This window comes from Pseudomonas sp. BIGb0278 (assembly GCF_024809895.1).
GTDB classification, from domain to species: domain Bacteria; phylum Pseudomonadota; class Gammaproteobacteria; order Pseudomonadales; family Pseudomonadaceae; genus Aquipseudomonas; species Aquipseudomonas shirazensis.
This window is the reverse complement of the sequence record NZ_JANUEL010000002.1, coordinates 736,079-761,019: the sequence shown is the minus strand read 5'-3', so window position 1 is coordinate 761,019 and position 24,941 is coordinate 736,079. Positions and strand designations below refer to the sequence as shown.

Below are 24,941 nucleotides of genomic sequence, written 5' to 3'. Positions count from 1 at the left end.
GGAAATTCAAGGCAGCCGAAGGCCGCACCGCGCCCCTTAGGGTGCGCGGTCGGCTATCAAGGTTTTGCGGGTGTCAGGGTCGCTTAGTAGCGGCCTCTCGGCGTGGCGCTCGGGATCGGCTGGCCAGCCTCCAACGGCAGGAAGCTGTCGCTGACGGCGTCATAGGCTTCGATCCGACTGGTCTCGATGTCGTAAATCCAACCGTGGATGTGCAACTGGCCAGCGGCCAGGCGCGAAGCGACCGACGGGTGCGTGCGCAGGTGCTGCAGCTGGGCGATGACGTTTTCTTTGGTCACGACCTGCATGGTCTCGTGCTCGCTGCCGCACGAGCAGTTGTCTTCAACCACTGTGCGGGCCACTTCGGCGTGGCGCAGCCAGGCCTTTACGGTCGGCATCTTTTCCAGCGAAGCGGGGTTGAGCACCGCACGCATGGCGCCGCAGTCGGAGTGGCCACAGATGATGATGTGGTGCACACCGAGGGCCAGCACGGCGTACTCGATGGCTGTCGAAACACCACCGTTCATCTGGCCATAAGGCGGGACCACGTTACCGACGTTACGGGTCACGAACAGGTCGCCTGGCGAGCTCTGGGTGATCAGTTCGGGAACAATCCGTGAGTCGGCACAGGTAATGAACATAGCGCGTGGGGTTTGCGCTGTGGCGAGCTTCTTGAACAGCTCTTGCTGCTCTGGAAACACATCGTGATGAAACTTCAGGAAGCCGTCGACGATATGCTTAAGGGCGGCATCGGCGCTTTCGGCCGGGACAGCAGCCGGGGCGGCTTTGGATGGGTCCTTGATGGGCATGATTCATCCTCTAGACGGTGTGGGTAAGTTCCATATTACCGGTTAAAGATTCTGGCTATGCGGGGAATTAGATGACACGCACGGGCCATGAATCACAGTCGGTGTGGACTGATTTCCTACGCTACCGGGGAAAACTTAATTGAAACTTAATTTGAAGGCTCTAGAACGGGCGTTCCAGCTTCATTTGGCGGGACTTTGATAATAGCAAAAAAACATCAGAGGCCAAGAGTCATTAGTAAAAATATTGTGCAGTATTAGTTGGGCTGAAGGGTAACTGCCTGGGCTCAAAACAGTGCCATCTGCCCGCCGGGCCGACAGAACGCCGAGCAGTCCAGCGTTTGCGCCTCGCGGCCGGCAAAATCCAGCCGGCGCATGGCCCGAGAGAAGCGCTGCTGCAACAATTCGGCAAACACTCCTTCACCGCGCATGCGGCTGCCGAACCGGCTGTCGTAAAGTTCGCCGCCGCGGCTCTGGCGGATCAGGCTGAGCACGTGCGCGGCGCGCTGCGGGTAATGATCCTGCAACCACTGTTCGAACAACGGCGCTACCTCCAACGGCAAACGCAACATCATGTACGCCGCACTTTGCGCTCCGGCCTGCTTGGCCGCTTCAAGCAGATGCTCCAGCTCGCTGTCGTTGATCATCGGGATCATCGGCGAGCACAGCACGCCGACCGGGATACCCGCTGCGCGCATCACCCGGATCGCCCGCAGGCGTGCCTTGGGCGCTGCCGCACGCGGCTCGAGCACACGTTTGAGCTCATCATCGAGGGTGGTCAGGCTGATCATTACCCGCACCAGGCGCTGCTGAGCCAGCTCGGTGAGCAGGTCGAGGTCACGCAGAATCAACGAGCCTTTGGTGACGATGGTGACCGGATGGCGAAAGCGCAGCAGTACCTCCAGCAAGCGCCGGGTCAGCAACTGCTCACGCTCGATGGGCTGGTACGGGTCGGTGTTGGAGCCAAGGTTGATCGGTGCACAGACGTATCCCGGCTTGCTCAGCTGTTGTTCGAGCACTTCGGCAGCGTTGGTCTTGGCAATTAGCTTGGTTTCGAAATCCAGCCCTGGGGACAAATCCCAGTAAGCATGGCTGGGCCGCGCATAGCAGTAGATGCAGCCGTGCTCGCAACCGCGATAGGGGTTGATCGAACGGTCGAAGGGCAGGTCGGGGGAGGTGTTGCGGGTGATGATGGTCTTGGCGGTTTCGCTGCGGATCTCGGTGCCCTGGGTGAGCGGCACCTCTTGATACCAGCCGTCATCCTCCGCCACCGATACGCTTGGCGCAAATCGGTTATGAGGATTGTCGGCGGTGCCACGACCGCGCACAGGAGAGACTGACATGAGCATACTCGGAGCACTGTTTTTATATACAGTACTCCGATTGCGCAGCCAATGCCATGACCGCCCGGCGCTCAGTTACTCGCTGGGCTTTTTCAACTTGGGGTTAGGGAAAAACTGCACCGTCTGCACCTTGACCGGCTCAGCCTTGACCGCCTGCTGGTTGACCCGTGTGCCCAGCTCCTTGGGCACCGACAGGCCCTGCTCGTTGAGCGTATCGGTAAACCCGCAGGCGACGCACTCTCGGTGCGGTACGCCGTCTTCGCTCCACATGGTCAAGCGATCCGGCTCGCTGCACGCCGGGCAGACCGCCCCGGCGATAAAGCGTTTTTTGGTCTTGCTCACAGGCACCTCACTCATGCCGCTGCATCCTCGCTCAAGCCGCAGTGACGCAGCAGGGCATCGATCGACGGCTCGCGGCCACGGAAGTCGACAAACAGTACCATCGGCTCACGCGAACCACCGCGGGCGAGGATCGCCTCACGGAAGGCGCGGCCGGTTTCGGCATTGAGTACGCCTTCTTCTTCGAAGCGCGAGAAGGCATCAGCCGACAGCACTTCGGCCCATTTATAGCTGTAGTAACCGGCAGCGTAACCGCCGGCAAAGATGTGCGCGAAGCTGTTCGGGAAGCGGTTGTAGGCCGGCGGACGCATCACCGTGACTTCATCACGCACGCCTTCCAGCACCTCCAGCGCGCTGCGACCGTCGCCGTGGGTGGCGTGCAGCTCGAAATCGAACAGCGAGAACTCGAGCTGGCGCACCATCATCATGCCGGACTGGAAGTTCTTCGCTGCGAGCATCTTGTCGAGCAGGTCCTGCGGCAGTGGCTCGGCGGTCTCGAAGTGGCCCGAGATCAACGCCAGGCCCTCGGGCTCCCAGCACCAGTTTTCCATGAACTGACTTGGCAGCTCGACCGCATCCCAGGCCACACCGTTGATGCCGGATACGCCGGCATGCTCGATGCGGGTCAGCAGGTGATGCAGGCCGTGGCCGAATTCGTGGAACAGAGTGGTGACTTCATCGTGGGTCAGCAGCGCCGGCTTGCCAGGCGCGGCCGGGGTGAAGTTGCACACCAGGTTGGCCACCGGGCTCTGCAGGCTGCCAGCCTCGGTACGGCGGCGGTCGCGCGCGCCGTCCATCCAGGCACCGCCACGCTTGTTGGCGCGGGCATAAAGGTCGAAGAAGAAGCGCCCGACGTGCTCGCCGTTCTCCTTGATCTCGAACAGGCGCACGTCCGGGTGCCAGCTGTCGAAGCCCTTGAGTTCGGCGATTTCGATGCCGTACAGGCGCTGGACGATGGCGAACAGGCCAGACAGCACCTTGTCGATCGGGAAGTAGGCACGCAGGGTTTCCTGCGAAACGCTGTAGCGCTGCTCGCGCAGCTTCTCGCCGAAGTAACCGACGTCCCAGCTGGCCAGTTCAGGGCAGCCTTGCTCGGCAGCGTAGGCCTTGAGCTGTGCCAGGTCCTGCGCGGCAAACGGCTTGCTGCGCTTGGCCAGGTCCCGCAGGAAGCTCAGCACCTGGTCGCTGGACTCGGCCATCTTCGTCGCCAGGCTCAGCTCGGCGAAGTTCGGGTAACCGAGCAGCTGCGCCAGCTCCTGACGCAGGTCGAGGATCTCGTTCATGACCGGGCCGTTGTCGAACTGGCCGGCGTTCGGGCCCTGGTCCGAAGCGCGGGTGCAGTAAGCGGCGTACAGTTCTTCACGCAGGGCGCGGTCGTTGGCGTAGGTCATCACCGCGTAGTAGCTGGGGAATTCCAGGGTGATCAGCCAGCCATCGAGGCCCTTGGCTTGCGCAGCGGCAGCCATCTGCGCCTTGGCCGATTCGGTCAGGCCGGCGAGGGCGGCTTCGTCGCTGACGTGCTTGCTCCAGGCCTGGGTGGCGTCGAGCAATTGGTTGGAGAAGCGGCTGCCCAGCTCGCTGAGCTTGCTCTGCACTTCGGCATAGCGCTGCTGTTTGTCCGCCGGCAGGTCGATACCCGACAGGCGGAAGTCACGCAGGGCGTGCTCGAGGATGGTCTTTTGGGCGACGTCGAAGGTCGCCGACTCGGGGCTGTTGGCCAGGGCTTCATAGGCCTGGAACAGCTCGCGGTTCTGGCCCATCTCGGTGGAGTAGGCGCTCAAGGCAGGCAGGCACGACTCATAGGCCTCGCGCAGCTCGGCGCTGTTGCACACCGCATTGAGGTGGCTGACCGGGCTCCAGGCCGCGCCGAGGCGGTCGTTGAGTTCGTCCATCGCCAGCACCAGGCCAGCCCAGGTAGGGTGCTGGCCCTGGCTTTTGAGAATTTCAGCGATGGCTTTACGGTTATCGGCAAGGATCTGTTCGATCGCCGGCAACACGTGTTCGGCACGGATTGCCGAGAAGGGCGGCAGATCGTAGGACTGCAGAAGCGGGTTGTTCGCACTCACGGTTTGGATACCTTGGCAGGAGAAACATGGGACCATCTTAATTACAATCGACGCCGTCCGCAGCAGGCAGCCCGCCTATTGGCATTCAAGAGAGGCGCTATCATGGCCATTCGTAGCTTTCAGCAACACACTCCGATAGTTGGACCCCGGGCCTTTGTCGACCGTTCGGCGGTGGTGCTGGGCGACGTGCAGATCGGCGAGGACAGCTCGGTATGGCCGCTGACCGTGGTGCGCGGCGACATGCACCGCATCCGCATCGGTGCGCGCACCAGCGTGCAGGACGGCAGCGTGCTGCACATCACCCATGCCGGCCCGTTCAACCCGGACGGCTTCCCACTGATCATCGGCGACGAGGTGACCATCGGTCACAAAGTCATGCTGCATGGCTGCACCCTGGGCAATCGCATCCTGGTCGGCATGGGCAGCACCATCATGGATGGCGCGGTGGTCGAGGACGAGGTGATCATCGGCGCCGGCAGCCTGGTGCCGCCGGGCAAGCGCCTGCAAAGCGGTTACCTGTATGTCGGCAGCCCGGTCAAACAGGCGCGGGCACTGACTGACAAGGAGCGGGCGTTTTTCCCGTACAGTGCCGCCAACTACGTCAAGCTCAAGGACCTGCACCTGGCCGAAGGCTACGACCGCCCGGAATGACGCCTTCGCGGCGCCCATCCGCACAACCGAGAGACTCCATGCACCAGCAGACCATTCTTTTCGACCTGGACGGCACCCTGACCGACCCGCGTCTGGGCATTACCCGTTCGATCCAGTACGCCCTGGCCAAACTGGGCATCGACGAGCCGGACCTGACCCGCCTCGAGCACTTCATCGGCCCGCCCTTGCTGCAGGCCTTCATGCAGTTCTACGAGTTCGACGAGGCCAAGGCATGGCAGGCGGTGAACTTCTACCGCGAGCGCTTCAAGGTCACCGGGCTCTATGAAAACAGCGTGTATGCCGGCGTGCCCGAGCTGCTCCAAGCGCTCAACGAGCAAGGCCGCACGCTGTATGTAGCCACCTCGAAGCCGTGGGAATTTGCCCGCGAAATTGCCCGCCACTTTGCCTTCGACCATCACTTCAAGGTGATCTACGGCAGCGAGCTGGATGGCACGCGCACCAACAAGGTCGAGCTGATCGCCCACCTGCTCGAGCAGGAAGGCCTCGACCCGGCGCATACCCTGATGATCGGTGACCGCAAGCACGACCTGATCGGCGCGCGCAGCAACGGCGTGCAGGCCGTGGCGGTGGGCTACGGCTTCGGCAGCCGCGAAGAGCTGACGGCAGAAGCGCCAGCCTTCCATTTCGAAACGCTGGCTGAACTGCATCAGGCGTTTATCAGGGCCTGATCAGCTTCGCCGACGGCTGCGCAAGCTTGCCCAGCTCAGCTTTACGCTGTGCCAGGGGCAGCTTGCCCAGCTGTTCAACCACCTGATAGAACCGCGGCCAATCCCCGCCGACCTGCTGGAACAATGCCGCAAAGGCCGGCACCCATTGGTCATAAAGGCCGAAGGGCAACAGCTTGGCATTGCTCATTGGTGCGTAGATCCAGGCGTCATAGCGTTTGTCGCCCGCCCATTGACCATCGCGCAGCTGCCGGTACTCGGCGCGCAGACGGGCAAACTCGGCTTGCTTGGCCGCTCGCTTGGCGGCATCGGACAGTTGCCCCGCGTAGAGCTGCTGCAATCGCTCGCGGCTATCGAGCACCAGCTGAATGAACTGCTCGCGTTGCCGTGAAGTGTCTTCGCCAACCGCTGCAAGGCCACGGGCGGCGCGCCATTGCCGCGTGCCTTGCTGCTCGACGAAAGTGGCAAAGGACTCGTTGAACTCGGTGTCATCCTTCACGTAAAAGCGCTGGTGTGCCAGCTCGTGAAAGATCAACGAAGCCAGCCGCTCGTCACCCCAGCCAAGCATCGACGACAGCAGCGGGTCATCGAACCAGCCCAAGGTCGAGTAGGCTTCGACACCGCCGACATACACGTCCAGCCCTTGCTGGCGCATCAACGCCGCCGCACCGCGCGCTGCGCCTTGGCGGTAGTAACCGCGATAGGCCACGCAGCCGGCAATCGGGAAGCAGTGAGTGATTGGCTGCAACGACAGCTCAGGCGTGGCGAACACGTTCCATACCACGTACGGCCGGCCCAGATCGGCATACACCCGGTAGCTGCGGTTATCCGGCAGCTTCAGCACACCGCTGGCAAACACTCGGGCCCTCTCGGCGTGCTCAAGCCGCTCGCGCAACACCGGATCTGTCGCCGGGTCGCGCAGCAGCTGCTCGACCGGCTGGCGCGCACGCAGCAACTGCAATTGGCCCGCGGCCAGTTGGCTGTAGTAACTCACGCTGCTGCAACCGCTCAGCAGAACAAGCGCCAGTACGGGAACCAAAGGTGAGAAAACGCGGTCGAGTGCCCCAAGGCCTGAGCGCTGACTAAAAAGATCGTAAAGCATCGCCGCTGTTCATCTCGCTCAAGGTTGTGCAAAGCCACAGACTATCTCGCCAAGAGGGAGTATCGCCATGCGTGCACCGATAGCCATCGGCGCCTTACTGCTGTTGTCGGGTTGCTCGACCCTGCCCGATGCCGACCCGAGCAAAGCCTGGGTCGACCTCGAACCGAGCGATGACACGGCGCTGCATGCCGTGCAGGTCGACGAGCGCGACTGGCAAGACAACCGTTACTTCGAGGTCGAGCCCGGCAAGCATGAGCTGACCGTGCGCTATCAATTCCCGGTAGCGCCGAGCAACATTGGCCCGGTGGCCGAGCCGCTCTGGCGCGACTGTCAGCTGAATGTCGACTTCAAGGACTTCAACGCTGGCCAGCGCTACAGCCTGCAAGCAGGCAGCATCGGCTTCAGGCCATGGCTGAAACTCTACGATGAGCGACAAAAGCTGGTAGGCCAGGGTGCACCGGCGGGCTGCCAACGCAGCTGATGGCGACGATTGGCGCTATGCTCAAGGCTTGTAACCTGCAAGTGGGAGTTCCACCATGCGCCAGCCCATGATGCTGATCGCCCTGAGTACACTTGGGGCCTGCGCCAGCCCCTTGCCCCCCGTTGACCCAAAACAGGCGTGGGTCGACCTCTACACCATGACCCCCGGCAAGGTGATCATGGCTGACCGCCTCGATGGCAAGCGCCTCGACGACGGCCGCTACTTTCAGGTACCCCCCGGCCAACACGAGCTGAGAGTGCGTTTTGACTATGAGCTCAGTGGCGGGCTGTTCACTACTGACCCTACCCAGCGCACCTGCTACCTGACCGTACGTTTCGACAACTTCGAAGCCGGCCAGCGCTATCGCCTGGAGGCCAGGGCGCCAGCCATGCAGCCGCAGGTGTACCTCTACGACACCAGTCGCAAAGTGTTGGTAGATGAGCCCAGCGACGTGTTTTGCATCCCGTAACGAAAATGGGGCTGCTCGAGTCCGAGCAGCCCCATGGCATCAACCGTTACTGATCATTCTTTTGATAAATGATCTTCTTGCTGCCACCTTCACAGCTGCCCACCACCATGTTCTGGTCGGTGACCTCACTGTTGGCAACAATCTCCAGGGTGTAGGAGGCTACGCCTCGGGCCTGGATCTTCGCTTCGATTTCAGCTTTGAGCTCTTCGCAGGGCTTCACTGCAGCTAACGCAGAAGTAGCGAGCAGCGAAGCCAGCAGGGCGATTGCAACGCGAATCATGGGACGGCTCCTGGAGCGGCAGGCCAACTGCCGACAATCCTTAGACTACAACAAACCGCCCCAGTTGCGCCGCCTCAGCCCTCCAGTGTGGCGTCGAGGCTGATCTGCGCATTGAGCACTTTCGACACCGGGCAACCGGCCTTGGCCTTGTTGGCGATCTCGGTGAACTGCTCTTGGCTGGCGCCTGGCACCTTGGCCTTGAGGATCAGGTGCACGGCGGTGATGGCGAAGCCGTCGTCCTGTTTGTCGAGGGTGACTTCGGCGGTGGTGTCGATGCGCTCTGCGGTCAGGCCAGCCTCACCGAGCATCATCGACAGTGCCATCGAGAAGCAGCCGGCGTGGGCAGCGCCGATCAGTTCTTCAGGATTGGTGCCGGGGGTGTCTTCAAAGCGGGTATTGAAGCCATAAGGGTTCTGCTTGAGCGCGCCGCTCTCGGTGGACAGCATGCCTTTGCCATCCTTCAGACCACCTTGCCATACCGCTGATGCTGTCTTTTTCATGGTGTCCCCTGAACATTTGCTTGCGTGTAGGTAAAGATTGAGAGGACACCACCTACGGCAAGTTCAGAACAATCCGCAGGCAAACATTGAATACATCGAATCTGCCCATACAGAGTCTACAAGGCTAACGCCCTTTACTTTTTTGCGGAGGCAGCGATGACGCAGTTGCGTGATCTGAAGATTTCTACCCTCGACCTGGTCCCGGTACGCGCCGACGCCGGCCCAGCTCAATCCCTGCACAATTCACTGGACCTGGCGCGCCACGTCGAACGCTTTGGCTACAACCGCTTCTGGGTGGCTGAACACCACAACATGGACGGCATCGCCAGCTCGGCCACCTCGGTGCTGCTCGGCTACCTGGCCGGCGGCACCTCGACCATCCGTGTCGGCGCCGGCGGGGTGATGCTGCCCAACCATGCACCACTGGTGATCGCCGAGCAGTTCGGCACCCTGGCCAGCCTCTATCCCGGCCGTATCGACCTTGGCCTGGGGCGTGCGCCCGGCTCTGACCAGATGACCGCCCGCGCCCTGCGCCGCGAGCGCTCGGGCAGCGCAGACGACTTCCCAGATGATGTCGAAGAACTGGTGCGCTACCTCGGCCCACGCACGCCTGATCAAAAAGTGATCGCCGTGCCGGGGTATGACACCGAGGTGCCGATCTGGCTGCTCGGTTCCAGCCTGTTCAGCGCCCAGCTGGCTGGCATACGCGGCTTGCCTTACGCCTTTGCCTCGCACTTTGCGCCGCGCTACATGCATGAGGCGATTCGCACCTACCGTAATCACTTCAAGCCGTCGACGGTGCTCGACAAGCCCTATGTGATGCTCGGCGTGCCGATGGTGGTCGCTGATACCGACGAGACAGCCGAGTATCTGGCGACCTCGGTATATCAACGCATCCTCGCACTGATGCGTGGGCAGAGCCTGATGCAGCGCCCACCGGTGAGCACCATGGACGGCCTGTGGCTGCCCCATGAGCGCGAAGCGGTGATGAGTTTCCTGGGTCTGGCGATGATCGGCAGCCCGCAGAAGGTGCGGGCCAAGGTCGAGGTGCTGCTGGAGCAGACCGGTGCTGATGAGCTGATCTTCACCTGTGACCTTTACGAGCACGCCGACCGCATCCGGTCGTACGAACTGCTCGCGCAGGCGCTCAAGGCCGACTGAGTGCAGATGCGATTGGGGCTGCAGAGCAGCCCCAATTGGCCATTACGCAGGCAATATTACTTGCGCGTGTAGACGATTTCCTTGGTGCCGCCCTCGCAAGAGCCGACCACTTTGCCCGCTGGATCACCCTTGTCGATGATCTCCAGCGTGTAACCACTCACCCCTTTGGCATCCAGCTTCGCCGCAATCTCTGCCTTGAGCTCCTCGCACGGTTTGCCTGCGGCCATGGCACCACCGGCCAGCATCAGCAAACCCATCGCCATCAGTAGCTTGTTCATCGATCGCTCTCCTTGTTCAGATCAATCAAACAGGGCGCAACCCGCGCCCCTGAACTGTATTACCCCATCCCTCACGGACACTCTAGCCCGGTAGTGTTTCAGCTCTCGGCAATACGGAAGCCAACCTTCAAGGTGACCTGGAAGTGCGCGACCTTGCCATTCTCGATATGGCCGCGGGTTTCGGTGACTTCGAACCATTCCAGATGCTTGAGGCTCTTGCCGGCCTCGGCGATAGCGTTGTTGATGGCGTCCTCTACACTGGTCGTGGAAGACCCAACCAGCTCGATTTTCTTGTACGTACGATGCTCAGACATTAGCGCGTTCCTCGAGTGATTACCGCAGATGAGCCTAGCAGTGCAGGCCTGATTTACCTGCGAGCGGTCAATTCGAGAAAAAGTTCGATCGCACTTTTGCCGCGCGGCACAGTCGCACTAGTTACTGCCACTTACCATTGCGAAGGAGAGTCAACATGGCCCGCAACACCCTGCGTAAGACATCGCTGCAAAGCATGGAAGCCGAGATCGAGAGCCTCCTCAACACCCTCGAGACGCTCAAGAATGACGCCTCCGAAGAATCGCAAAAGTCCCTCAAGGCCATTCGCGGTAACGCCGAAAACGCCCTGAAACACTCGCGCAGCGTCATCAGCGACGCCTATGACGAGGTCAAGACCCGCACCCGTCAAACCGGCATCGCTACCCGTGACTACGCCCAAGAGCACCCATGGACTGCCGCCGGCGTTGCGGTTGGCGCACTGGGCCTGCTGGCGGCTTACCTACTGACCAAACGCAACTAAGCCATCTGCTCCAGCTCGCGGCGCAGCCACTGCGCCAGTTGCTCGGCGCGCCCATCTGCGGCGCGCCGCGGCACCCACAGCGCCAGCGCGGCGTTGGTGGGCGAGAACCCCCAGGGTGCAATCAAACGCCCGGCACGCAAGTCGTCCGCTACCAACGGTTGCGGTGCAATCGCCACGCCCAGGCCTGCCACGGCCGCCTCCAGCAAATAATACAAATGCTCGAACGCCTGCCCCAGCTGTAGCTCGCTCGTGCTCAGCCCATGCTGCGCCGCCCAGGTAGGCCAGGCTTGTGGTCGCGAGGTGGTGTGCAGCAACGCTTGCTGCAGCAATGCTGCGGCTGGAGCGTTGCGCAGGCTCTGCGAACCGGCAAAGTGCGGGCTGAGCACCGGGCCGATGCGTTCTGCAGCCAGGACATGGACCTGCATATCTGCCGGCCACGGCGGCTCGGCGTACACCAGCAGCGCATCCAGCCCCGGCCGGCGCGGATCGAGGTCGCCTTCACCCGCCGACAGGTGCAGGCGCAGCGCCGGCAGCTCGGCATTCAGTCGCCCAAGCCTGGGGATAAACCAGCGCGCCAGCAGGCTGCCCGAGCAGCCCAGCACGAACGGCGCTTCGCTGACATCCCGGCTCAGCTCGGCACACACGCCGCGCAGGCGGTCGAAGGCATCGACACTGGCATCGCGCAGGCGCACGCCGGCATCTGTGAGTTTGACGCCACGCCCATCCTTGACGAACAACGCCACCCCAAGATGCTCTTCCAGCACCTTGATCTGCCGGCTGACCGCGCCGTGGGTCACGTGCAGCTGTTCGGCGGCCTGGCTGACGCTGTTCAGCCGGGCGGTCGCTTCAAATGCCCGCAGAGCATTCAGGGGAGGAAGGTCGTGGCGCATAACCCGTGAGATTTCCTGACATGTTTGCGCAATCTTATCGGTTTTCAGCCGAGCGCAGTGAAGTTAGAGTAAAGCCCATCAGTCATCCATATCGCCTTGGAGCGCTCCATGACCCAGACCCAATTCCGCGCTGGCCCCGACGCCGACGGCCTGTTCGGCTCGTTCGGTGGCCGCTACGTGGCAGAAACCCTGATGCCGCTGGTGCTGGACCTGGCCCGCGAATACGAAGCGGCCAAGGCCGACCCAGCGTTCATCGAGCAGCTGGCGTACTTCCAACGTGATTACATCGGCCGGCCCAACCCGCTGTACTTCGCCGAGCGCCTGACCGAGCACTGCGGCGGCGCGCAGATCTACTTCAAGCGCGAAGAGCTCAACCACACCGGCGCGCACAAGGTGAACAACTGCATCGGCCAGGTACTGCTGGCCAAGCGCATGGGCAAAAAACGCCTGATCGCCGAAACCGGCGCCGGCATGCACGGTGTTGCGACTGCCACTGTGGCTGCCCGTTTCGGCCTGCCGTGCGTGATCTACATGGGCGCCACCGACATCGAGCGCCAGCAAGCCAACGTGTTCCGCATGAAGCTGCTGGGCGCCGAGATCGTTCCGGTTACCTCCGGCACCGGCACCCTCAAAGACGCCATGAACGAAGCGCTGCGCGACTGGGTCACCAACGTCGACGATACCTTCTACCTGATCGGCACCGTTGCTGGCCCGCACCCTTATCCTGCGATGGTGCGCGACTTCCAGTCGATCATCGGCAAGGAAACTCGCGCCCAGATGCAGGAAAAACAAGGCCGTCTGCCAGACAGTCTGGTGGCCTGCGTCGGTGGTGGCTCCAACGCCATGGGCCTGTTCCACGAGTTCCTCGATGACGCCAGCGTGCAGATCATCGGCGTTGAAGCCGGCGGCCATGGCGTCGACACCGACAAGCACGCCGCCAGCCTCAACGGCGGTGTACCGGGCGTGCTGCACGGCAACCGCACCTACCTGCTGCAGGACGGCGACGGTCAGATCACCGATGCCCACTCGATTTCGGCAGGCCTGGACTACCCCGGCATTGGCCCGGAGCATGCCTTCCTGCACGAAGTGAAGCGGGTCGAGTACGTCAGCATCACCGACGACGAAGCGATCGATGCGTTCCACGCCACGTGCCGTCTGGAAGGCATCATCCCGGCGCTGGAAACTGCCCACGCCCTGGCTGAAGCCATCAAGCGCGCGCCGACCCTGCCTAGCGACCACTTGATGGTGGTGTGCCTGTCCGGCCGTGGCGACAAAGACATGCAAACCGTGATGAACCACATGGCCGCCCAGGAGAAACAGGCATGAGCCGTCTCGAACAACGCTTTGCCGACCTCAAGGCCGAAGGCCGCTCGGCGCTGGTCACTTTCATCACTGCCGGCGACCCTGGCTACGACACCTCACTGGCCATCCTCAAGGGCCTGCCAGCCGCCGGTGCCGACGTGATCGAGCTGGGCATGCCGTTCACCGACCCGATGGCTGACGGCGTGGCGATCCAACTGGCGACCTTGCGCGCCCTGGACGCCGGCCAGACCCTGGCAAAAACCTTGCAGATGGTTCGCGAGTTCCGCGTCGACAACCAGACCACGCCAATCGTGCTGATGGGTTACTACAATCCGATCCACCGCTTTGGCGTAGAGAAGTTTGTTGCCGAGGCCAACGAGGCTGGCGTTGACGGCTTGATCATCGTCGACCTGCCGCCTGAACATGACGCCGAGCTAGCTACCCCGGCGCAGGCAGCAGGCATCGACTTCATTCGCCTGACCACACCGACCACCGACGATGCGCGCCTGCCGCGCGTGCTCGAGCGCAGCTCGGGGTTCGTCTACTACGTTTCGGTGGCCGGCGTCACCGGTGCAGGTTCTGCTACCAGCGAGCACGTCAGCGAGGCGCTGGCGCGTCTGCGTCGCCATACTGACCTGCCGATCAGCGTCGGCTTTGGTATCCGCACCCCTGAGCAAGCAGCGGCGATCGCGCGCCTGGCTGAAGGTGTGGTGGTTGGCTCGGCGCTGGTCGACAAGATCGCCAACGCCAGCAGCAACGAGCAGGCCGTCAACGATGTGCTGAGCCTGTGCTCGGCGCTGGCTGAAGGCGTACGCTCGGCTCGTCGCTGAGGTGACCTGGGCCACTCGCGCTGCTGCAGCGCGGATGGCCCTGCTTCACTCCTCGAAGATCGACAGGTCCAACGGTCGTAAAGCGCCCATCCAGATCGCATGATCACGGTGATCGGCCAGCTCATCGCCAGTCAGCGGGTGCAGAAACACCACCAGCCCGCGCCGATATAACGCCAACCACGGCAGCACCACGCCCACCACCTCCGGCGCAAACGCCAGCTGGCAGCTCCAGTCCGGGTGCGGCCCTACTGGCTTCTGATGCATGCGCCCCATGCTCACGGGAAACAGCCGTGTCGCCTCCTCGCACAGCTCCCGCGCCTGCTCCATGCTCTGCGCGTCGTAATAGACGTGCGCGTGGTAACCCTTGATTCTCTGCACGTTAGCTCCTGATTACGCTTCCACCGCCACCGCCGGCAAGGCAGTGATGCAATGAAAAGATAGCCGAGACCGCAGAGCAGCCCAACCTCTTAACGGTTGCGCTCTTGCTCCAGCCAATCCACAAACCGCTCGATCAACGCCCCACGGCGCTTGCGCGGCGGTAATACCACGTAATACCCGCGGTCCGAGCGCAAACTCCCCGCCAATGGCCGGCACAACAACCCTTGTTCCACCAGCCCGTCCACCAAATGCCCCCAGCCAATCGCCACGCCTTGCCCGGCAATCGCCGCCTGAATCAGCAGCGTGTAGTTATCAAAGCGCAATTGCCCAGCCGGCGCTGGGCTGGACACGCCAAAGCCGCGAAACACCCCCGCCCAGTCAAACCAGCGGCTGGCCTGCTCGCCCTTCAAATGCAGCAACGGCAACCGTTGCAAAGCCGAGGCTGACAAGGGTTTGCCATCAGTCATCCGCGGGCTGCACACCGGGAAAACCTCCTCATCGAACAACCAGCGGCTCTCCCCCTGATGGAAACGCCCATCGCCGAACAGCACCGCCACGTCGATGTCAGGGCGCAACATGCCCTGACTACGTTCACCGGTCACCAGGCTTACATCCACCTGTGGATAAGCCTCATGAAAGCGCTGCAGCCGCGGCATCAGCCAGAATGCTGCGAAGGCAAAGTCAGTGGCCACCTGCAGCACCTCGCGTTGGCCGCGGCCGCTGGCCTGGGCGATGCCGTCATCCATCGCCTGCAGGCCCTGGTGCACCTGTTCGAACAACAACTGGCCGGCTTCGGTGAGCTCAATGCCCCGATAAATACGGTCGAACAGGCGCGTGCCAAGCGTTGCTTCCAGGCGCTTTACCTGCTGACTGACTGCCGGCTGGGTGGTGCCAAGCTCCAATGCAGCGGGGGTAAAGCCACGCAGGCGCGCGGCCGCTTCGAACACGCGCAAGGTATCCAGCGACAGCGCGGCAAGGTGCTCAAACATAAGCTCAGCTAATCCCAGTCATTGCCCGCCATGGGCTTTACCCATGTTATCGGAAGTCGCATCTTGAAAGGCACGCGGATCGCATAACCTTCGACAATGGAAGCCAACATGACGCGCCCGAATATCCTGTTCATCATGGCCGACCAAATGGCCGCACCCCTGCTGCCAATCTATGCCCCTTCGCCTGTGCAGATGCCTCATCTGAGCCGGCTGGCGGAACAGTCGGTAGTGTTCGATTCAGCCTACTGCAACAGCCCATTGTGCGCGCCGTCCCGCTTCACGCTGGTCAGCGGCCAACTGCCCAGTCGCATCGGCGCCTACGATAATGCTGCCGATTTTCCCGCCGATGTACCGACCTATGCGCACTACCTGCGCCGCTTGGGTTACCGCACTGCGCTGTCAGGCAAAATGCACTTCTGCGGCCCAGACCAGCTGCACGGTTACGAAGAGCGGCTGACCAGCGACATCTACCCAGCCGACTATGGCTGGGCGGTGAACTGGGACGAACCGCACGTGCGTCCGAGCTGGTTCCACAACATGTCTTCGGTGCTGCAGGCGGGGCCGTGCGTGCGCACCAACCAGCTGGATTTCGACGAAGAGGTGGTGTTCAAAGCGCGCCAGTACTTGTACGACCATGTGCGCGAGAACGATGGGCGACCGTTCTGCCTGACGGTGTCCATGACCCACCCGCACGACCCCTACACCATCCCCAAGCGATATTGGGACCGCTATGAGGGTGTAGATATTCCGATGCCCACCGGGCTCAGTCAGGCAGAACAGGACCCCCACTCACAGCGCCTGCTGAAGGTTTATGACCTGTGGGACAAGCCGCTACCTGTGGATAAAATTCGCGATGCCCGCCGAGCCTACTTTGGCGCCTGCAGCTACATCGACGACAACATCGGCCAGCTGCTGCAGACCCTGGAGGAGTGCAACCTGGCCGACGACACCTTGATCGTGTTCTCCGGCGACCACGGCGACATGCTGGGCGAGCGAGGCCTCTGGTACAAGATGCACTGGTTCGAGATGTCGGCGCGGGTTCCGCTGCTGATCCATGCGCCCAGGCGCTTTGCTGCAAGCCGGGTGAGCGCCTCGGTATCAACCTGTGATCTGCTGCCGACATTGGTAGAGCTGGCCGGTGGCGCTGTGGATAAAGACCTGCACCTTGACGGCCGCTCACTGCTCGGCCATCTGCAAGGGCAGGGCGGTCACGACGAAGTGATCGGCGAATACATGGCTGAGGGCACGGTCGGCCCACTGATGATGATCCGCCGCGGGCCATACAAGTTCGTGTACAGCGAAGACGACCCCTGTCTACTCTATGACCTGAGCCGCGACCCGCACGAGCGGGAGAACCTCACGGGCAGCCCGGATCACCAGGCGCTGCTGCAGGCGTTTGTCGATGAAGCACAAGAGCGCTGGGATGTCCCCAGCCTGCGCCAGCAGGTACTGGCCAGCCAGCGCCGCCGCCGGCTGGTCGGCGCAGCGCTCGCCATCGGCAAGCTGAACAGCTGGGACCATCAACCCTGGGTAGATGCCAGCCAACAGTACATGCGCAACCACATCGATCTCGACGACCTCGAGCGCAAGGCACGTTACCCACAGCCCGCACCCCTGGATTGAGAAGAGAGGCCGCCATGCACATGTTCTCCACCGCCGTACTTGCCCTGGCTCTGGGCGTTGCCACAGCCAACGCAGCCGACAGCGACGCGCAATGCAGCACCGTAAAACTAGCCGACCCTGGCTGGAGTGATATTGCCTCGACCAACGCAGTAGCCCGGCTGCTGCTGGAAAGCCTGGGCTACCAGGTAAAAGTAGATAGTCTGGCCGTGCCGATCATCTACGGCGGCCTCAAGGATGGGAGGGTCGACGCCTTTCTTGGCAACTGGATGCCGGCGCACCAGAGCTTCCATGACAAGTTCGTCGCCAACGGCGATGTCCAGCAGCTGTCACGCAACCTGGAAGGAACCGAGTTCACCCTGGCAGTGCCCGACTACGTGTGGAACGCCGGGGTCAAGAGCTTCGCTGACCTGCAGAAACACGCCGACCAGTTCGACCACAAGCTGTACGGTATCGGCTCCGGCGCCCCAGCCAATCTCTCGTTGAAAGAAATCATCGACAAGAATGAATTCAACCTTGGTAAGTGGAAGCTGGTGGAATCCAGCGAGCAGGCGATGCTGGCCCAGGTCGATCGGGCGATCAAGAAACAGCAGTTCATCACCTTTCTTGGCTGGACCCCGCACCCGATGAACGTGAAACTGAAGATGCATTACCTGACCGGCGGGGAGAAGTGGTTCGGCAGCAAAGGCGAGGTATACACGCTGACCCGCAAGGGTTATCCACAAGCGTGCCCGAATGCGGCGAAGCTGCTGGGGAATCTCAAGTTCACACTGGACATGGAAAACAGCATCATGGCCCAGGTTGTGGATAACAAGATCAGCTTCGATCAAGCGGCCAAGGCATGGGTGAGAGCGCATCCCGAATCGCTGGACGAATGGTTGCTCGGCGTGACCACCAAAGCCGATAGCAATGCGCTTGAGGCAGTCAAAGCCAAGCTCTGAACGACCCCAAAAAACTGGGGCTAGGCGCTATAGCCGGGATGCCCCACTGCGATGAATCTCGGCGAAATCTAAGGATTGTGGACAACTCATGCACCGCCTCAGTCACCTGCTGCCTTTCCTCAAGTGGCTGCCCCGGCAAACGCCGCGCAGTATGCGCCAGGACCTGCTGGTCGGCCTGAGCGGTGCCATCCTCGCCTTGCCGCAATCCATCGCCTACGCGCTGATCGCTGGCCTGCCGGCCGAGTACGGCCTGTACGCGGCCATCGTGCCGGTGATCATCGCCTGCCTGTGGGGATCTTCGTGGCACCTGATCTGCGGCCCGACCGCGGCCATCTCGATCGTGCTGTATGCCAGTGTCAGCCCGCTGGCCGTCAGTGGCAGCAGCGACTACATCAGCCTGATCCTGCTGCTGACGTTTCTAGCCGGCGCCTTCCAACTGGTGCTCGGACTGGTGCGCTTTGGCGCACTGGTCAATTTTGTCTCGCACTCGGTGGTGCTCGGCTTCACCCTTGGTGCGGCTGTGGTCATTGCCCTGGGGCAACTGCCAAACCTGCTCGGCATCGAACTGGTGAGCCAGGCCACCGCGCTGAAAACCCTGCAGGATCTGCTCACTCACGCTGGCGAAATCGACCTGCCAGCGCTGACGCTGGGCTTGGCGACGTTGCTGCTTGGCCTGCTGCTGAAGCTTTGGCGGCCGCGCTGGCCGAGCCTGTTGATAAGTCTGCTGCTGGTCAGCCTGGTCGCCTGGTTGCTGCCGCAATGGTTTGGCCAGGTGGCGCGGGTGCCGGCGTTCAGCGGCCAGCTGCCACCCTTGAGCCCGTTGCCATTGCTGGATTTCGAACTGATCCTGCACTTGCTGCCAAGCGCCGTGGCGGTGGGCATGCTCGGCTTGGTCACCAGCCTGTCGATTGCCCGCTCGCTGGCGTCGCGCTCCGAGCAAATGATCGATGCCAATCAGGAAATCCGCGCCCAAGGCCTGTCGAACATGGTCGGCAGCGTATTCTCCGGTTACCTCTCGTCCGGCTCATTCACCCGCTCGGGCTTGAGCTACGATGCGGGCGCACGTTCGCCGCTGGCCGGGGTGTTTTCCGCGCTGTGGTTGGCGCTGTTCGCAGTGACCGGCGCCGGCCTGATTGCGCACCTGCCGATCCCGGCCATGGCCGGCAGCATTTTGCTGATCTGCTGGGGTTTGATCGATGTGCGCGGCATCCGCGCGCTGTTTCGGGTCAGCCGCGCCGAGTTTCTGGTGATGGCCCTGACCGCTATGGCAACGCTGCTGCTGGAGCTGCAGACCGCGATCTATGCCGGCGTACTGGCCTCGCTGTTCTTCTACCTCAAGCGCACCTCACAGCCCCGCGTGCTGCAAAGCCGCGAAGGCGAGACAGATGTACTGCGGGTGGGTGGGTCGATCTTCTTTGGCGCAGCGCACTACCTGCAAGTGCGCCTGCAACGCTGCCAGGGGCCGCATGTACTGATCGATGCGCGGCAGGTCAACTTTATCGACTATTCGGGCGTTGACATGCTCCACCGTGAAGCGCGGAGGCTGATGCGTAATGGCGGTAGCCTGACGCTGCACCGCGCGCGGCCACAGGTGGTCGAGGAATTGCAGAAGCTGGAAGGGGCGCAGGCGTGTCCAATACGCTTTGAGGATTGATTGGGACTTCAGGATGCTGGGGGGGACCGCGTCAGACTGGCTGGACACGGTCAGTGTAGGAGCGGCCTTGTGTCGCGAAAGGGCTGCAAAGCAGCCCCGACATTCTCAAACCCCACACAATTTGAGACCCTGCCCGACCCCGGCTTGCGGCTCAACCCCGCGCCAACTGCCGGCGCAGCTCATCCAGCACTGGCGCTGTATCCGGCCGCACCCCACGCCAGATGAAGAACGCCTCGGCCGCCTGCTCGGCGAGCATGCCCAGGCCATCGAGTACCTTGGCTGCCTGCAGGCGAGTCGCCCACTGGCAAAACGGGGTCGGCTCCTTGCCGTACATCATGTCGTAGCACACGGTGCGGCCAGCTTCGACCAGGCTGTCGGCAATCGGCGGCATCTGCCCGGCAAGGCTGGCCGAGGTGGCGTTGATGATCACGTCTACCGGCTCGCTGAGCCAGGCAAAACCACTGGCCACCACCGGCCCTAGCGCATCGAACTCATGCGCCAGCTGCTCGGCCTTTTCTTCCGTCCGGTTAGCGATCACCAGCGCCTGCGGGTTATGCGCCAGAATCGGCTCGAGTACACCGCGCACTGCGCCGCCCGCACCAAGGATGAGGATGCGCTTGCCCTTGAGCTCGACCCCGGCGTTTTGCGTGAGGTCGCGCACCAGACCGGCGCCGTCGGTGTTGTCACCTTGCAGGCTGCCGTCGGCCAGTTTGGTCAGGGTGTTGACCGCGCCGGCGCGCTGGGCACGCTCGGTGAGACTGTCGCACAGGCGGTAGGCTTCTTCCTTGAACGGCACGGTGACGTTGGCACCCTGGCCTTGCTTGAAGAAGCCGCGAGCGCAGTCGCTGAACTCGTCCAGCGGCGCCAGCAGGGTGTTGTATTCGATGTGCTGGCCGGTCTGATCGGCAAACAGGCGGTGGATCAGCGGCGACTTGCTGTGGCCGATCGGGTTGCCGAAAACGACGTATTGGTCCATGGCGCTTCCTCGGTTATCCACAGGGCTTACTGGCCAAGCCAGTCGCGGTCTTGCAGGTAGTAGTCGGTCAGGCGCGCTTCTTCGCTGCCTGGCGCCGGCTTCCAGTCATAGCCCCAGCGCACTTGCGGCGGCAGCGACATCAGGATCGACTCGGTACGCCCACCCGATTGCAGGCCGAACAAGGTGCCACGGTCGTACACCAGGTTGAACTCGACATAGCGCCCACGGCGGTACTCCTGGAATTCGCGCTGCTCAGCGGTATAAAGCGTGGCCTTGCGCCGCTGCACGATCGGCAGGTAGGCGTCGATATAGGCATCGCCGATCGCCCGAATGAAGGCGAAGCAGGTGTCGAAGTCCCACTCGTTGAGGTCATCGAAGAACAGCCCACCAATGCCACGCGGCTCGCCGCGGTGCTTGAGGTGGAAGTAGCGGTCGCACCAGGCTTTGTAACGCGGGTAGACGTCGGCGCCGAACGGCGCGCAGGCCTGCTCGGCGACGCGGTGCCAGTGCACGCAGTCTTCCTCGTTGCCGTAGTAGGGGGTGAGGTCAAAGCCGCCGCCAAACCACCAGACTGCCTCTTCGCCTTCTTTTTCGGCGATGAAAAACCGCACATTGGCGTGCGAAGTCGGCACATGCGGGTTATGCGGGTGGATCACCAGCGACACCCCCAGCGCCTCGAAGCCGCGCCCGGCCAGCTCTGGCCGGTGAGCACTGGCCGACGGCGGCAGGCCGCTGCCGAACACGTGGGAGAAGTTGACCCCGCCTTTCTCGATCAGCGCGCCGTCCCCGATCACCCGCGTGCGCCCGCCACCACCGGCTTCGCGCACCCACGCGTCCTCGACGAAGCGGGCGCCGCCGTCTTCGCGTTCGAGGGCAGAGCAGATGCGGTCTTGCAGGTCGAGCAGATAGGCCTTCACGGCCTCGGTGCGGCTGGTCATCGGGGTCACCTGGGAGGAGCAGGGAAGAATTCGCCGCGTAGCATACCACCGGCAACCGGCGCGTCGCAGTTGACGGCAGTCAAGCAAAGGCGTCCGATAGAAGGCCTGCATCCAATCCGACAACAGGAGTGCGAGATGGCCCAGCGTATCCAGTTCAGCCAGCATGGCGGTCCCGAAGTACTGCAACTGGTCGAGTTCGACCCGGCCCCACCCGGCCCGCAGCAGGTTCGTGTGCGCAACCAGGCGATCGGCCTGAACTTCATCGACACGTATTTCCGCAGCGGCCTGTACCCACCGCCAGCGCTGCCCTCGGGCCTGGGCACCGAAGGTGCCGGCATCGTCGATGCGGTCGGCGAAGGTGTCACCCGGCTCAAGGTCGGCGACCGCGTCGCTTACGTCGGTGGCCCGCTGGGCGCCTACAGCCAAGTGCACACGCTGCCCGAAGCCAACCTGGTCAAACTGCCCGACAGCATCAGCTTCGAGCAGGCTGCCGCAGTGATGCTCAAAGGCCTGACCGTGCAGTACCTGCTCAAACAGACCTACGCCGTGCAGCCGGGCGAAGTGATCCTGTTCCACGCCGCAGCTGGTGGGGTTGGCTCGCTGGCGTGCCAGTGGGCTAAAGCGCTGGGCGCCAAGCTGATCGGCACGGTCAGCTCGCCGGAAAAAGCCGAGCGGGCCAAGGCCCTCGGCGCGTGGGAGACTATCGACTACAGCCACGAAGACGTCGCCAAGCGCGTGCTTGAGCTGACTGACAGCAAAAAGGTTGCGGTGGTATACGACGGCGTTGGCGCCGATACCTGGCTGACCTCGCTGGATTGCCTAAAGCCACGCGGCTTGATGGTCAGCTTCGGCAACGCTTCTGGCGCGGTCAGTGGCGTCAACCTGGGCATTCTGGCGCAGAAGGGTTCGCTGTACGTGACCCGGCCGACCTTGGCCACTTACGCCAACAATGCCGAAAACACCCAGGCCATGGCCGATGACCTGTTCGCCATGATCGCCAGCGGCCAGCTGACGGTGGATATCCAGCAACGCTACCCGCTCAGCGAAGCGGCCAAGGCGCAGAGCGAGCTGTCGGCGCGACGCACGGTCGGCTCGACGGTGCTGTTGCCCTGAGCTGCGGGGCCGCTATGCGGCCCTTCGCGGGTAAACCCGCTCCCACAGGATTATGAGCTGCCGCTCAGCTTGGTATCCGGCAGGTACACCCCTTTACAGCGATCACGCTCAACTCCCTGTGGGAGCGGGTTTACCCGCGAAGTGCCGCGGAGCGGCCCCAATACAGCCAGCACCGGGCGTCAGGTCAACGACATCCTCTTGCTCAATGTCCCGGATTCGAAGCTGTCGAGTAAAGACTCAACCACACCCTCAGCCGCTTCCACCGCGTGCAGGTTGGCCCAGTACAGGCCACGGCCTTCTTCGCGCATGTGTTCCATGGCTTGCATGCCGGTTTCATAGGCACAGCGCAGGTGCAACGCTACGTGGACCAGAGCGTCTTCGATGGGGATGTTTGGGTTTACTGAGAAAAGCGGAGGATGGCCGGCTTCGCAGCGGCCGAAGGGGTGGGCGGTGGTGGAGGGTAAGGGTGGATCTGGGACGATTTTCTTGGCCACCGGAAAATGCTCCTAACCTTTACCGCTTCAATTCACTACCACGTGAATTGGGTGGCGGCGATACGCGAGGTGGTAGACCCGGGCATTTTCCAATCCAGGCAGGCTCGAAAGCCTCCCGCGCACAGCCGCCATAGACTGTCATGGAAAAAAAGCACCTGGGCTACCACACCCGATCGCAGAATTATTCAGCGACGATGTGAAGCCTAGAGGCATGAGTTCCCACTGAGAAGGTGATGGCATACGACAGCGTGCGTAGGATATTTCGCTGAATGCGATCCGCACAGCCTTTTGGTAAAAATCAGAAATATCCTGCACATGACTGAGTAATGCTGGGCAACAGTCTGCGGACTCACGAATTCGGTACCAGCCAGAAATGCTGGGGCGCTACGCTCCGTTGGTTCGACCGTACTGCTGCCCTGAGTGATTGGGGCCGGCTAACGGCCCCAATATCCAACACAGCGGCTGTCAGATGAGAGACATACGCTTTTCCAGCGTGCCTGCCTCGAAGTTGTCGAGCAGCGAGTCGACCACACCTTCAGCCGCTTCCACTGCATGGAGGTTGGCCCAGAACAGGCCGCGGCCTTCTTCGCGCATATGCTCCATGGCTTGCAGGCCGGTTTCGTAGGCACAGCGCAGGTGCAGTGCGACGTGGACCAGAGCGTCTTCGATGGGGATGTTTGGGTTTACCGAGTAAAGCGGAGGATGGCCGGCTTCGCAGCGACCGAAGGGGTGACTCGTGGTTAGTGGGAGAGGCGGATCAGGTACAAGCTTCTTGGTCATGGGGTTTTCTCTAATCAATCGCCGCTACAACTCGTTACCACGCGAATTGGTGGCAGCTATACGCAGGGTGGTAAACCGGAGAGATACCCCAAGACCCGGCAGGCTAAAAGCCTCCCGCGCACAGCTGCCATGACTGACATGGGGAATCATCATCTCCGGGTTACCACACCCGATCGCTGAGTTATTCAGCGACGATGTGAAGCCTAGAGGCATGAGTTCCCACTGAGAAGGTGATGGCATTCTACAGCGTGCGTAGGATATTTCGCCGAATACGATCCGCACAGCCTTTTGGTAAAAATCAGAAATATCCTGCACATGACCGGGTAAAGCTAGGCAACAGTCTGCGGACTTACGAATTCGGTATCAGCCAGAAATGCTGGGGGCGCTACGCACCCCTTTCGCGACACAAGGCCGCTCCTACGGGGACCGAGTCTGACCTGCTTACGCGGTCCCTGTAGGAGCGGTCTTGCGTCGCGAAAGGGCTGCAAAGCAGCCCCGGCAGACTCGAGCCAGACGCTCACCCCGCCCGCACCACCTCGCCAGTGGCCAGATCACGAATCACACTCGGATTCTTCCGCCCACCCAGCAACCCACCCAGCACCAGATCCAGATCCCCGCGGAAATACTGCTCCACCCGCAAGCGACTCTTCGCTGCCGGCCGTCCACCGGGGTTGGCCGAGGTGGAAATCAGCGGCCCGACCAGCGCGCACAGTTCACGCACCTGTGGATGATCGCTGACGCGCAGGGCAACGGTGTCGTGCTGGCCGGTGACCCACTCCGGCAACATGCCCTGATGCGGTACCAGCCAGGTGTTTGGGCCAGGCCAGGTGTCGGCCATGCGCTTGATCCAGTCTTCGGGGAAGTCTTCGAACAGGAAGTCGAACTGCTCGATGCTGTCTGCCACCAGAATCAGGCCTTTATCCACAGGCCGCGACTTGAGCGCGAGCAGGCGGTACACCGCGTCTTCGTTCCAGGGGTCGCAGCCCAGACCCCAGACTGCTTCGGTCGGGTAGGCAATCACCGCGCCCGCGCGAATTTCCCGTGCGGCTTGCTGCACACGCCAACTGCTGACCATTGTTGTTAC

Annotated in this window: 29 protein-coding genes; 12 read left to right on the top strand and 17 right to left on the bottom strand. The window is 62.3% G+C overall.

Translation table 11 applies throughout. The features are described from left to right. Positions 1–83 precede the first annotated feature (83 nt). The 4 genes from M2396_RS12220 to prlC form a co-directional block, all read right to left on the bottom strand. On the bottom strand, positions 84–806 hold the full coding sequence (locus M2396_RS12220) for a carbonic anhydrase (protein WP_101322730.1): 723 nt from the start codon (positions 804–806) through the stop codon (positions 84–86). Between the two features lie 284 nt (positions 807–1,090). Further along, positions 1,091–2,146, bottom strand: coding sequence for a PA0069 family radical SAM protein (locus M2396_RS12215; RefSeq protein WP_409035098.1), 1,056 nt, complete (start codon positions 2,144–2,146; stop codon positions 1,091–1,093). Between the two features lie 75 nt (positions 2,147–2,221). Then, positions 2,222–2,503: a YheV family putative zinc ribbon protein gene (locus M2396_RS12210; protein WP_101322733.1), complete on the bottom strand. Its 282-nt coding sequence runs from the start codon at positions 2,501–2,503 to the stop codon at positions 2,222–2,224. After that, positions 2,500–4,587: an oligopeptidase A gene (gene prlC, locus M2396_RS12205; RefSeq protein ID WP_101322734.1), complete on the bottom strand. Its 2,088-nt coding sequence runs from the start codon at positions 4,585–4,587 to the stop codon at positions 2,500–2,502. The genes M2396_RS12210 and prlC overlap by 4 nt, the downstream gene beginning before the upstream one ends. 66 nt (positions 4,588–4,653) lie before the next feature. On the opposite strand from prlC, the gene M2396_RS12200 reads away from it, so the two are divergent. Continuing rightward, the gene (locus M2396_RS12200; protein WP_101322735.1) at positions 4,654–5,202 is read left to right on the top strand and encodes a gamma carbonic anhydrase family protein; all 549 of its coding nucleotides are present in this window, start codon (positions 4,654–4,656) and stop codon (positions 5,200–5,202) included. A 38-nt stretch (positions 5,203–5,240) separates the two neighbouring features. Further along, positions 5,241–5,891 (top strand): HAD family hydrolase, encoded by a 651-nt coding sequence (locus M2396_RS12195; protein ID WP_101322736.1) that lies wholly within the window; start codon positions 5,241–5,243, stop codon positions 5,889–5,891. Here M2396_RS12195 and M2396_RS12190 read toward each other — a convergent pair. Next, positions 5,881–6,990, bottom strand: a complete 1,110-nt coding sequence (locus tag M2396_RS12190; RefSeq protein WP_188036908.1) for an aminopeptidase — start codon at positions 6,988–6,990, stop codon at positions 5,881–5,883. The two genes, M2396_RS12195 and M2396_RS12190, sit on opposite strands and share 11 nt — an antisense overlap. A 67-nt stretch (positions 6,991–7,057) precedes the next feature. Between M2396_RS12190 and M2396_RS12185 the strand changes: the two genes are divergently transcribed. Together M2396_RS12185 and M2396_RS12180 are read left to right on the top strand one after the other, a co-directional pair. Further along, on the top strand, positions 7,058–7,471 hold the full coding sequence (locus tag M2396_RS12185) for a hypothetical protein (RefSeq protein WP_150570266.1): 414 nt from the start codon (positions 7,058–7,060) through the stop codon (positions 7,469–7,471). Positions 7,472–7,526: 55 nt separating this feature from the next. Next, positions 7,527–7,940: a hypothetical protein gene (locus M2396_RS12180; RefSeq protein ID WP_101322739.1), complete on the top strand. Its 414-nt coding sequence runs from the start codon at positions 7,527–7,529 to the stop codon at positions 7,938–7,940. Between the two features lie 46 nt (positions 7,941–7,986). On the opposite strand, the gene M2396_RS12175 is transcribed toward M2396_RS12180, so the two are convergent. Both M2396_RS12175 and M2396_RS12170 read right to left on the bottom strand, forming a co-directional pair. Next, on the bottom strand, positions 7,987–8,220 hold the full coding sequence (locus tag M2396_RS12175) for a DUF1161 domain-containing protein (protein WP_101322740.1): 234 nt from the start codon (positions 8,218–8,220) through the stop codon (positions 7,987–7,989). Positions 8,221–8,294: 74 nt separating this feature from the next. Further along, on the bottom strand, positions 8,295–8,720 hold the full coding sequence (locus tag M2396_RS12170) for an OsmC family protein (protein ID WP_103435463.1): 426 nt from the start codon (positions 8,718–8,720) through the stop codon (positions 8,295–8,297). Positions 8,721–8,876: 156 nt separating this feature from the next. Here M2396_RS12170 and M2396_RS12165 point away from each other — a divergent pair, with 156 nt between their 5' ends. Further along, positions 8,877–9,881, top strand: coding sequence for an LLM class flavin-dependent oxidoreductase (locus M2396_RS12165; protein ID WP_150572340.1), 1,005 nt, complete (start codon positions 8,877–8,879; stop codon positions 9,879–9,881). 56 nt (positions 9,882–9,937) lie between these two features. Here M2396_RS12165 and M2396_RS12160 read toward each other — a convergent pair whose 3' ends face one another. Further along, positions 9,938–10,159 (bottom strand): DUF1161 domain-containing protein, encoded by a 222-nt coding sequence (locus M2396_RS12160; RefSeq protein ID WP_101322743.1) that lies wholly within the window; start codon positions 10,157–10,159, stop codon positions 9,938–9,940. Positions 10,160–10,257: 98 nt separating this feature from the next. After that, on the bottom strand, positions 10,258–10,473 hold the full coding sequence (locus M2396_RS12155) for a dodecin (protein WP_101322744.1): 216 nt from the start codon (positions 10,471–10,473) through the stop codon (positions 10,258–10,260). 155 nt (positions 10,474–10,628) lie between these two features. On the opposite strand from M2396_RS12155, the gene M2396_RS12150 reads away from it, so the two are divergent. Continuing rightward, a complete protein-coding gene (locus tag M2396_RS12150) occupies positions 10,629–10,952 on the top strand; it encodes a YqjD family protein (protein ID WP_101322745.1) in 324 nt (107 codons plus the stop codon). Here M2396_RS12150 and M2396_RS12145 read toward each other — a convergent pair. Beyond that, the gene (locus tag M2396_RS12145; RefSeq protein ID WP_188036909.1) at positions 10,949–11,842 is read right to left on the bottom strand and encodes a LysR family transcriptional regulator; all 894 of its coding nucleotides are present in this window, start codon (positions 11,840–11,842) and stop codon (positions 10,949–10,951) included. The two genes, M2396_RS12150 and M2396_RS12145, sit on opposite strands and share 4 nt — an antisense overlap. A gap of 108 nt (positions 11,843–11,950) precedes the next feature. Between M2396_RS12145 and trpB the strand changes: the two genes are divergently transcribed. Together trpB and trpA are read left to right on the top strand one after the other, a co-directional pair. Continuing rightward, a complete protein-coding gene (gene trpB / locus M2396_RS12140) occupies positions 11,951–13,168 on the top strand; it encodes a tryptophan synthase subunit beta (RefSeq protein WP_101322747.1) in 1,218 nt (405 codons plus the stop codon). Further along, complete coding sequence (gene trpA, locus M2396_RS12135; RefSeq protein ID WP_150572344.1) at positions 13,165–13,974, top strand: tryptophan synthase subunit alpha; 810 nt, start codon at positions 13,165–13,167, stop codon at positions 13,972–13,974. The genes trpB and trpA overlap by 4 nt, the downstream gene beginning before the upstream one ends. A 45-nt stretch (positions 13,975–14,019) precedes the next feature. Here trpA and M2396_RS12130 read toward each other — a convergent pair whose 3' ends face one another. Further along, positions 14,020–14,352 (bottom strand): DOPA 4,5-dioxygenase family protein, encoded by a 333-nt coding sequence (locus tag M2396_RS12130; RefSeq protein ID WP_101322749.1) that lies wholly within the window; start codon positions 14,350–14,352, stop codon positions 14,020–14,022. 89 nt (positions 14,353–14,441) lie between these two features. Then, entirely contained in the window at positions 14,442–15,341 is a 900-nt protein-coding gene (locus M2396_RS12125) for a choline sulfate utilization transcriptional regulator (protein WP_101322750.1), read from the bottom strand. A 108-nt stretch (positions 15,342–15,449) separates the two neighbouring features. On the opposite strand from M2396_RS12125, the gene betC reads away from it, so the two are divergent. The 3 genes from betC to M2396_RS12110 all read left to right on the top strand — a co-directional run bounded on the left by betC (position 15,450) and on the right by M2396_RS12110 (position 19,556). Beyond that, positions 15,450–16,964: a choline-sulfatase gene (betC, locus tag M2396_RS12120; RefSeq protein ID WP_188036910.1), complete on the top strand. Its 1,515-nt coding sequence runs from the start codon at positions 15,450–15,452 to the stop codon at positions 16,962–16,964. Positions 16,965–16,978: 14 nt separating this feature from the next. Beyond that, the gene (gene choX / locus M2396_RS12115; RefSeq protein WP_188036911.1) at positions 16,979–17,902 is read left to right on the top strand and encodes a choline ABC transporter substrate-binding protein; all 924 of its coding nucleotides are present in this window, start codon (positions 16,979–16,981) and stop codon (positions 17,900–17,902) included. 88 nt (positions 17,903–17,990) lie between these two features. Further along, positions 17,991–19,556: a SulP family inorganic anion transporter gene (locus M2396_RS12110; RefSeq protein WP_259075170.1), complete on the top strand. Its 1,566-nt coding sequence runs from the start codon at positions 17,991–17,993 to the stop codon at positions 19,554–19,556. A 151-nt stretch (positions 19,557–19,707) separates the two neighbouring features. On the opposite strand, the gene aroE is transcribed toward M2396_RS12110, so the two are convergent. Both aroE and hemF read right to left on the bottom strand, forming a co-directional pair. After that, positions 19,708–20,532 carry a shikimate dehydrogenase gene (gene aroE, locus M2396_RS12105; protein ID WP_101322754.1) on the bottom strand — a complete coding sequence of 275 codons (825 nt, stop codon included), beginning with the start codon at positions 20,530–20,532 and terminating at the stop codon, positions 19,708–19,710. 26 nt (positions 20,533–20,558) lie between these two features. Further along, entirely contained in the window at positions 20,559–21,470 is a 912-nt protein-coding gene (hemF, locus tag M2396_RS12100) for an oxygen-dependent coproporphyrinogen oxidase (RefSeq protein ID WP_150572346.1), read from the bottom strand. Between the two features lie 135 nt (positions 21,471–21,605). On the opposite strand from hemF, the gene M2396_RS12095 reads away from it, so the two are divergent. Next, positions 21,606–22,583, top strand: coding sequence for an NADPH:quinone reductase (locus tag M2396_RS12095; protein WP_259075165.1), 978 nt, complete (start codon positions 21,606–21,608; stop codon positions 22,581–22,583). 179 nt (positions 22,584–22,762) lie between these two features. Here M2396_RS12095 and M2396_RS12090 read toward each other — a convergent pair whose 3' ends face one another. The 3 genes from M2396_RS12090 to M2396_RS12080 all read right to left on the bottom strand — a co-directional run bounded on the left by M2396_RS12090 (position 22,763) and on the right by M2396_RS12080 (position 24,932). Next, on the bottom strand, positions 22,763–23,077 hold the full coding sequence (locus tag M2396_RS12090; protein ID WP_188036914.1) for a DUF3077 domain-containing protein: 315 nt from the start codon (positions 23,075–23,077) through the stop codon (positions 22,763–22,765). A gap of 465 nt (positions 23,078–23,542) precedes the next feature. Continuing rightward, the gene (locus tag M2396_RS12085; RefSeq protein ID WP_259075163.1) at positions 23,543–23,857 is read right to left on the bottom strand and encodes a DUF3077 domain-containing protein; all 315 of its coding nucleotides are present in this window, start codon (positions 23,855–23,857) and stop codon (positions 23,543–23,545) included. 517 nt (positions 23,858–24,374) lie between these two features. After that, positions 24,375–24,932 carry an L-threonylcarbamoyladenylate synthase gene (locus M2396_RS12080; RefSeq protein ID WP_103435475.1) on the bottom strand — a complete coding sequence of 186 codons (558 nt, stop codon included), beginning with the start codon at positions 24,930–24,932 and terminating at the stop codon, positions 24,375–24,377. Between the last annotated feature and the right edge of the window lie 9 nt (positions 24,933–24,941).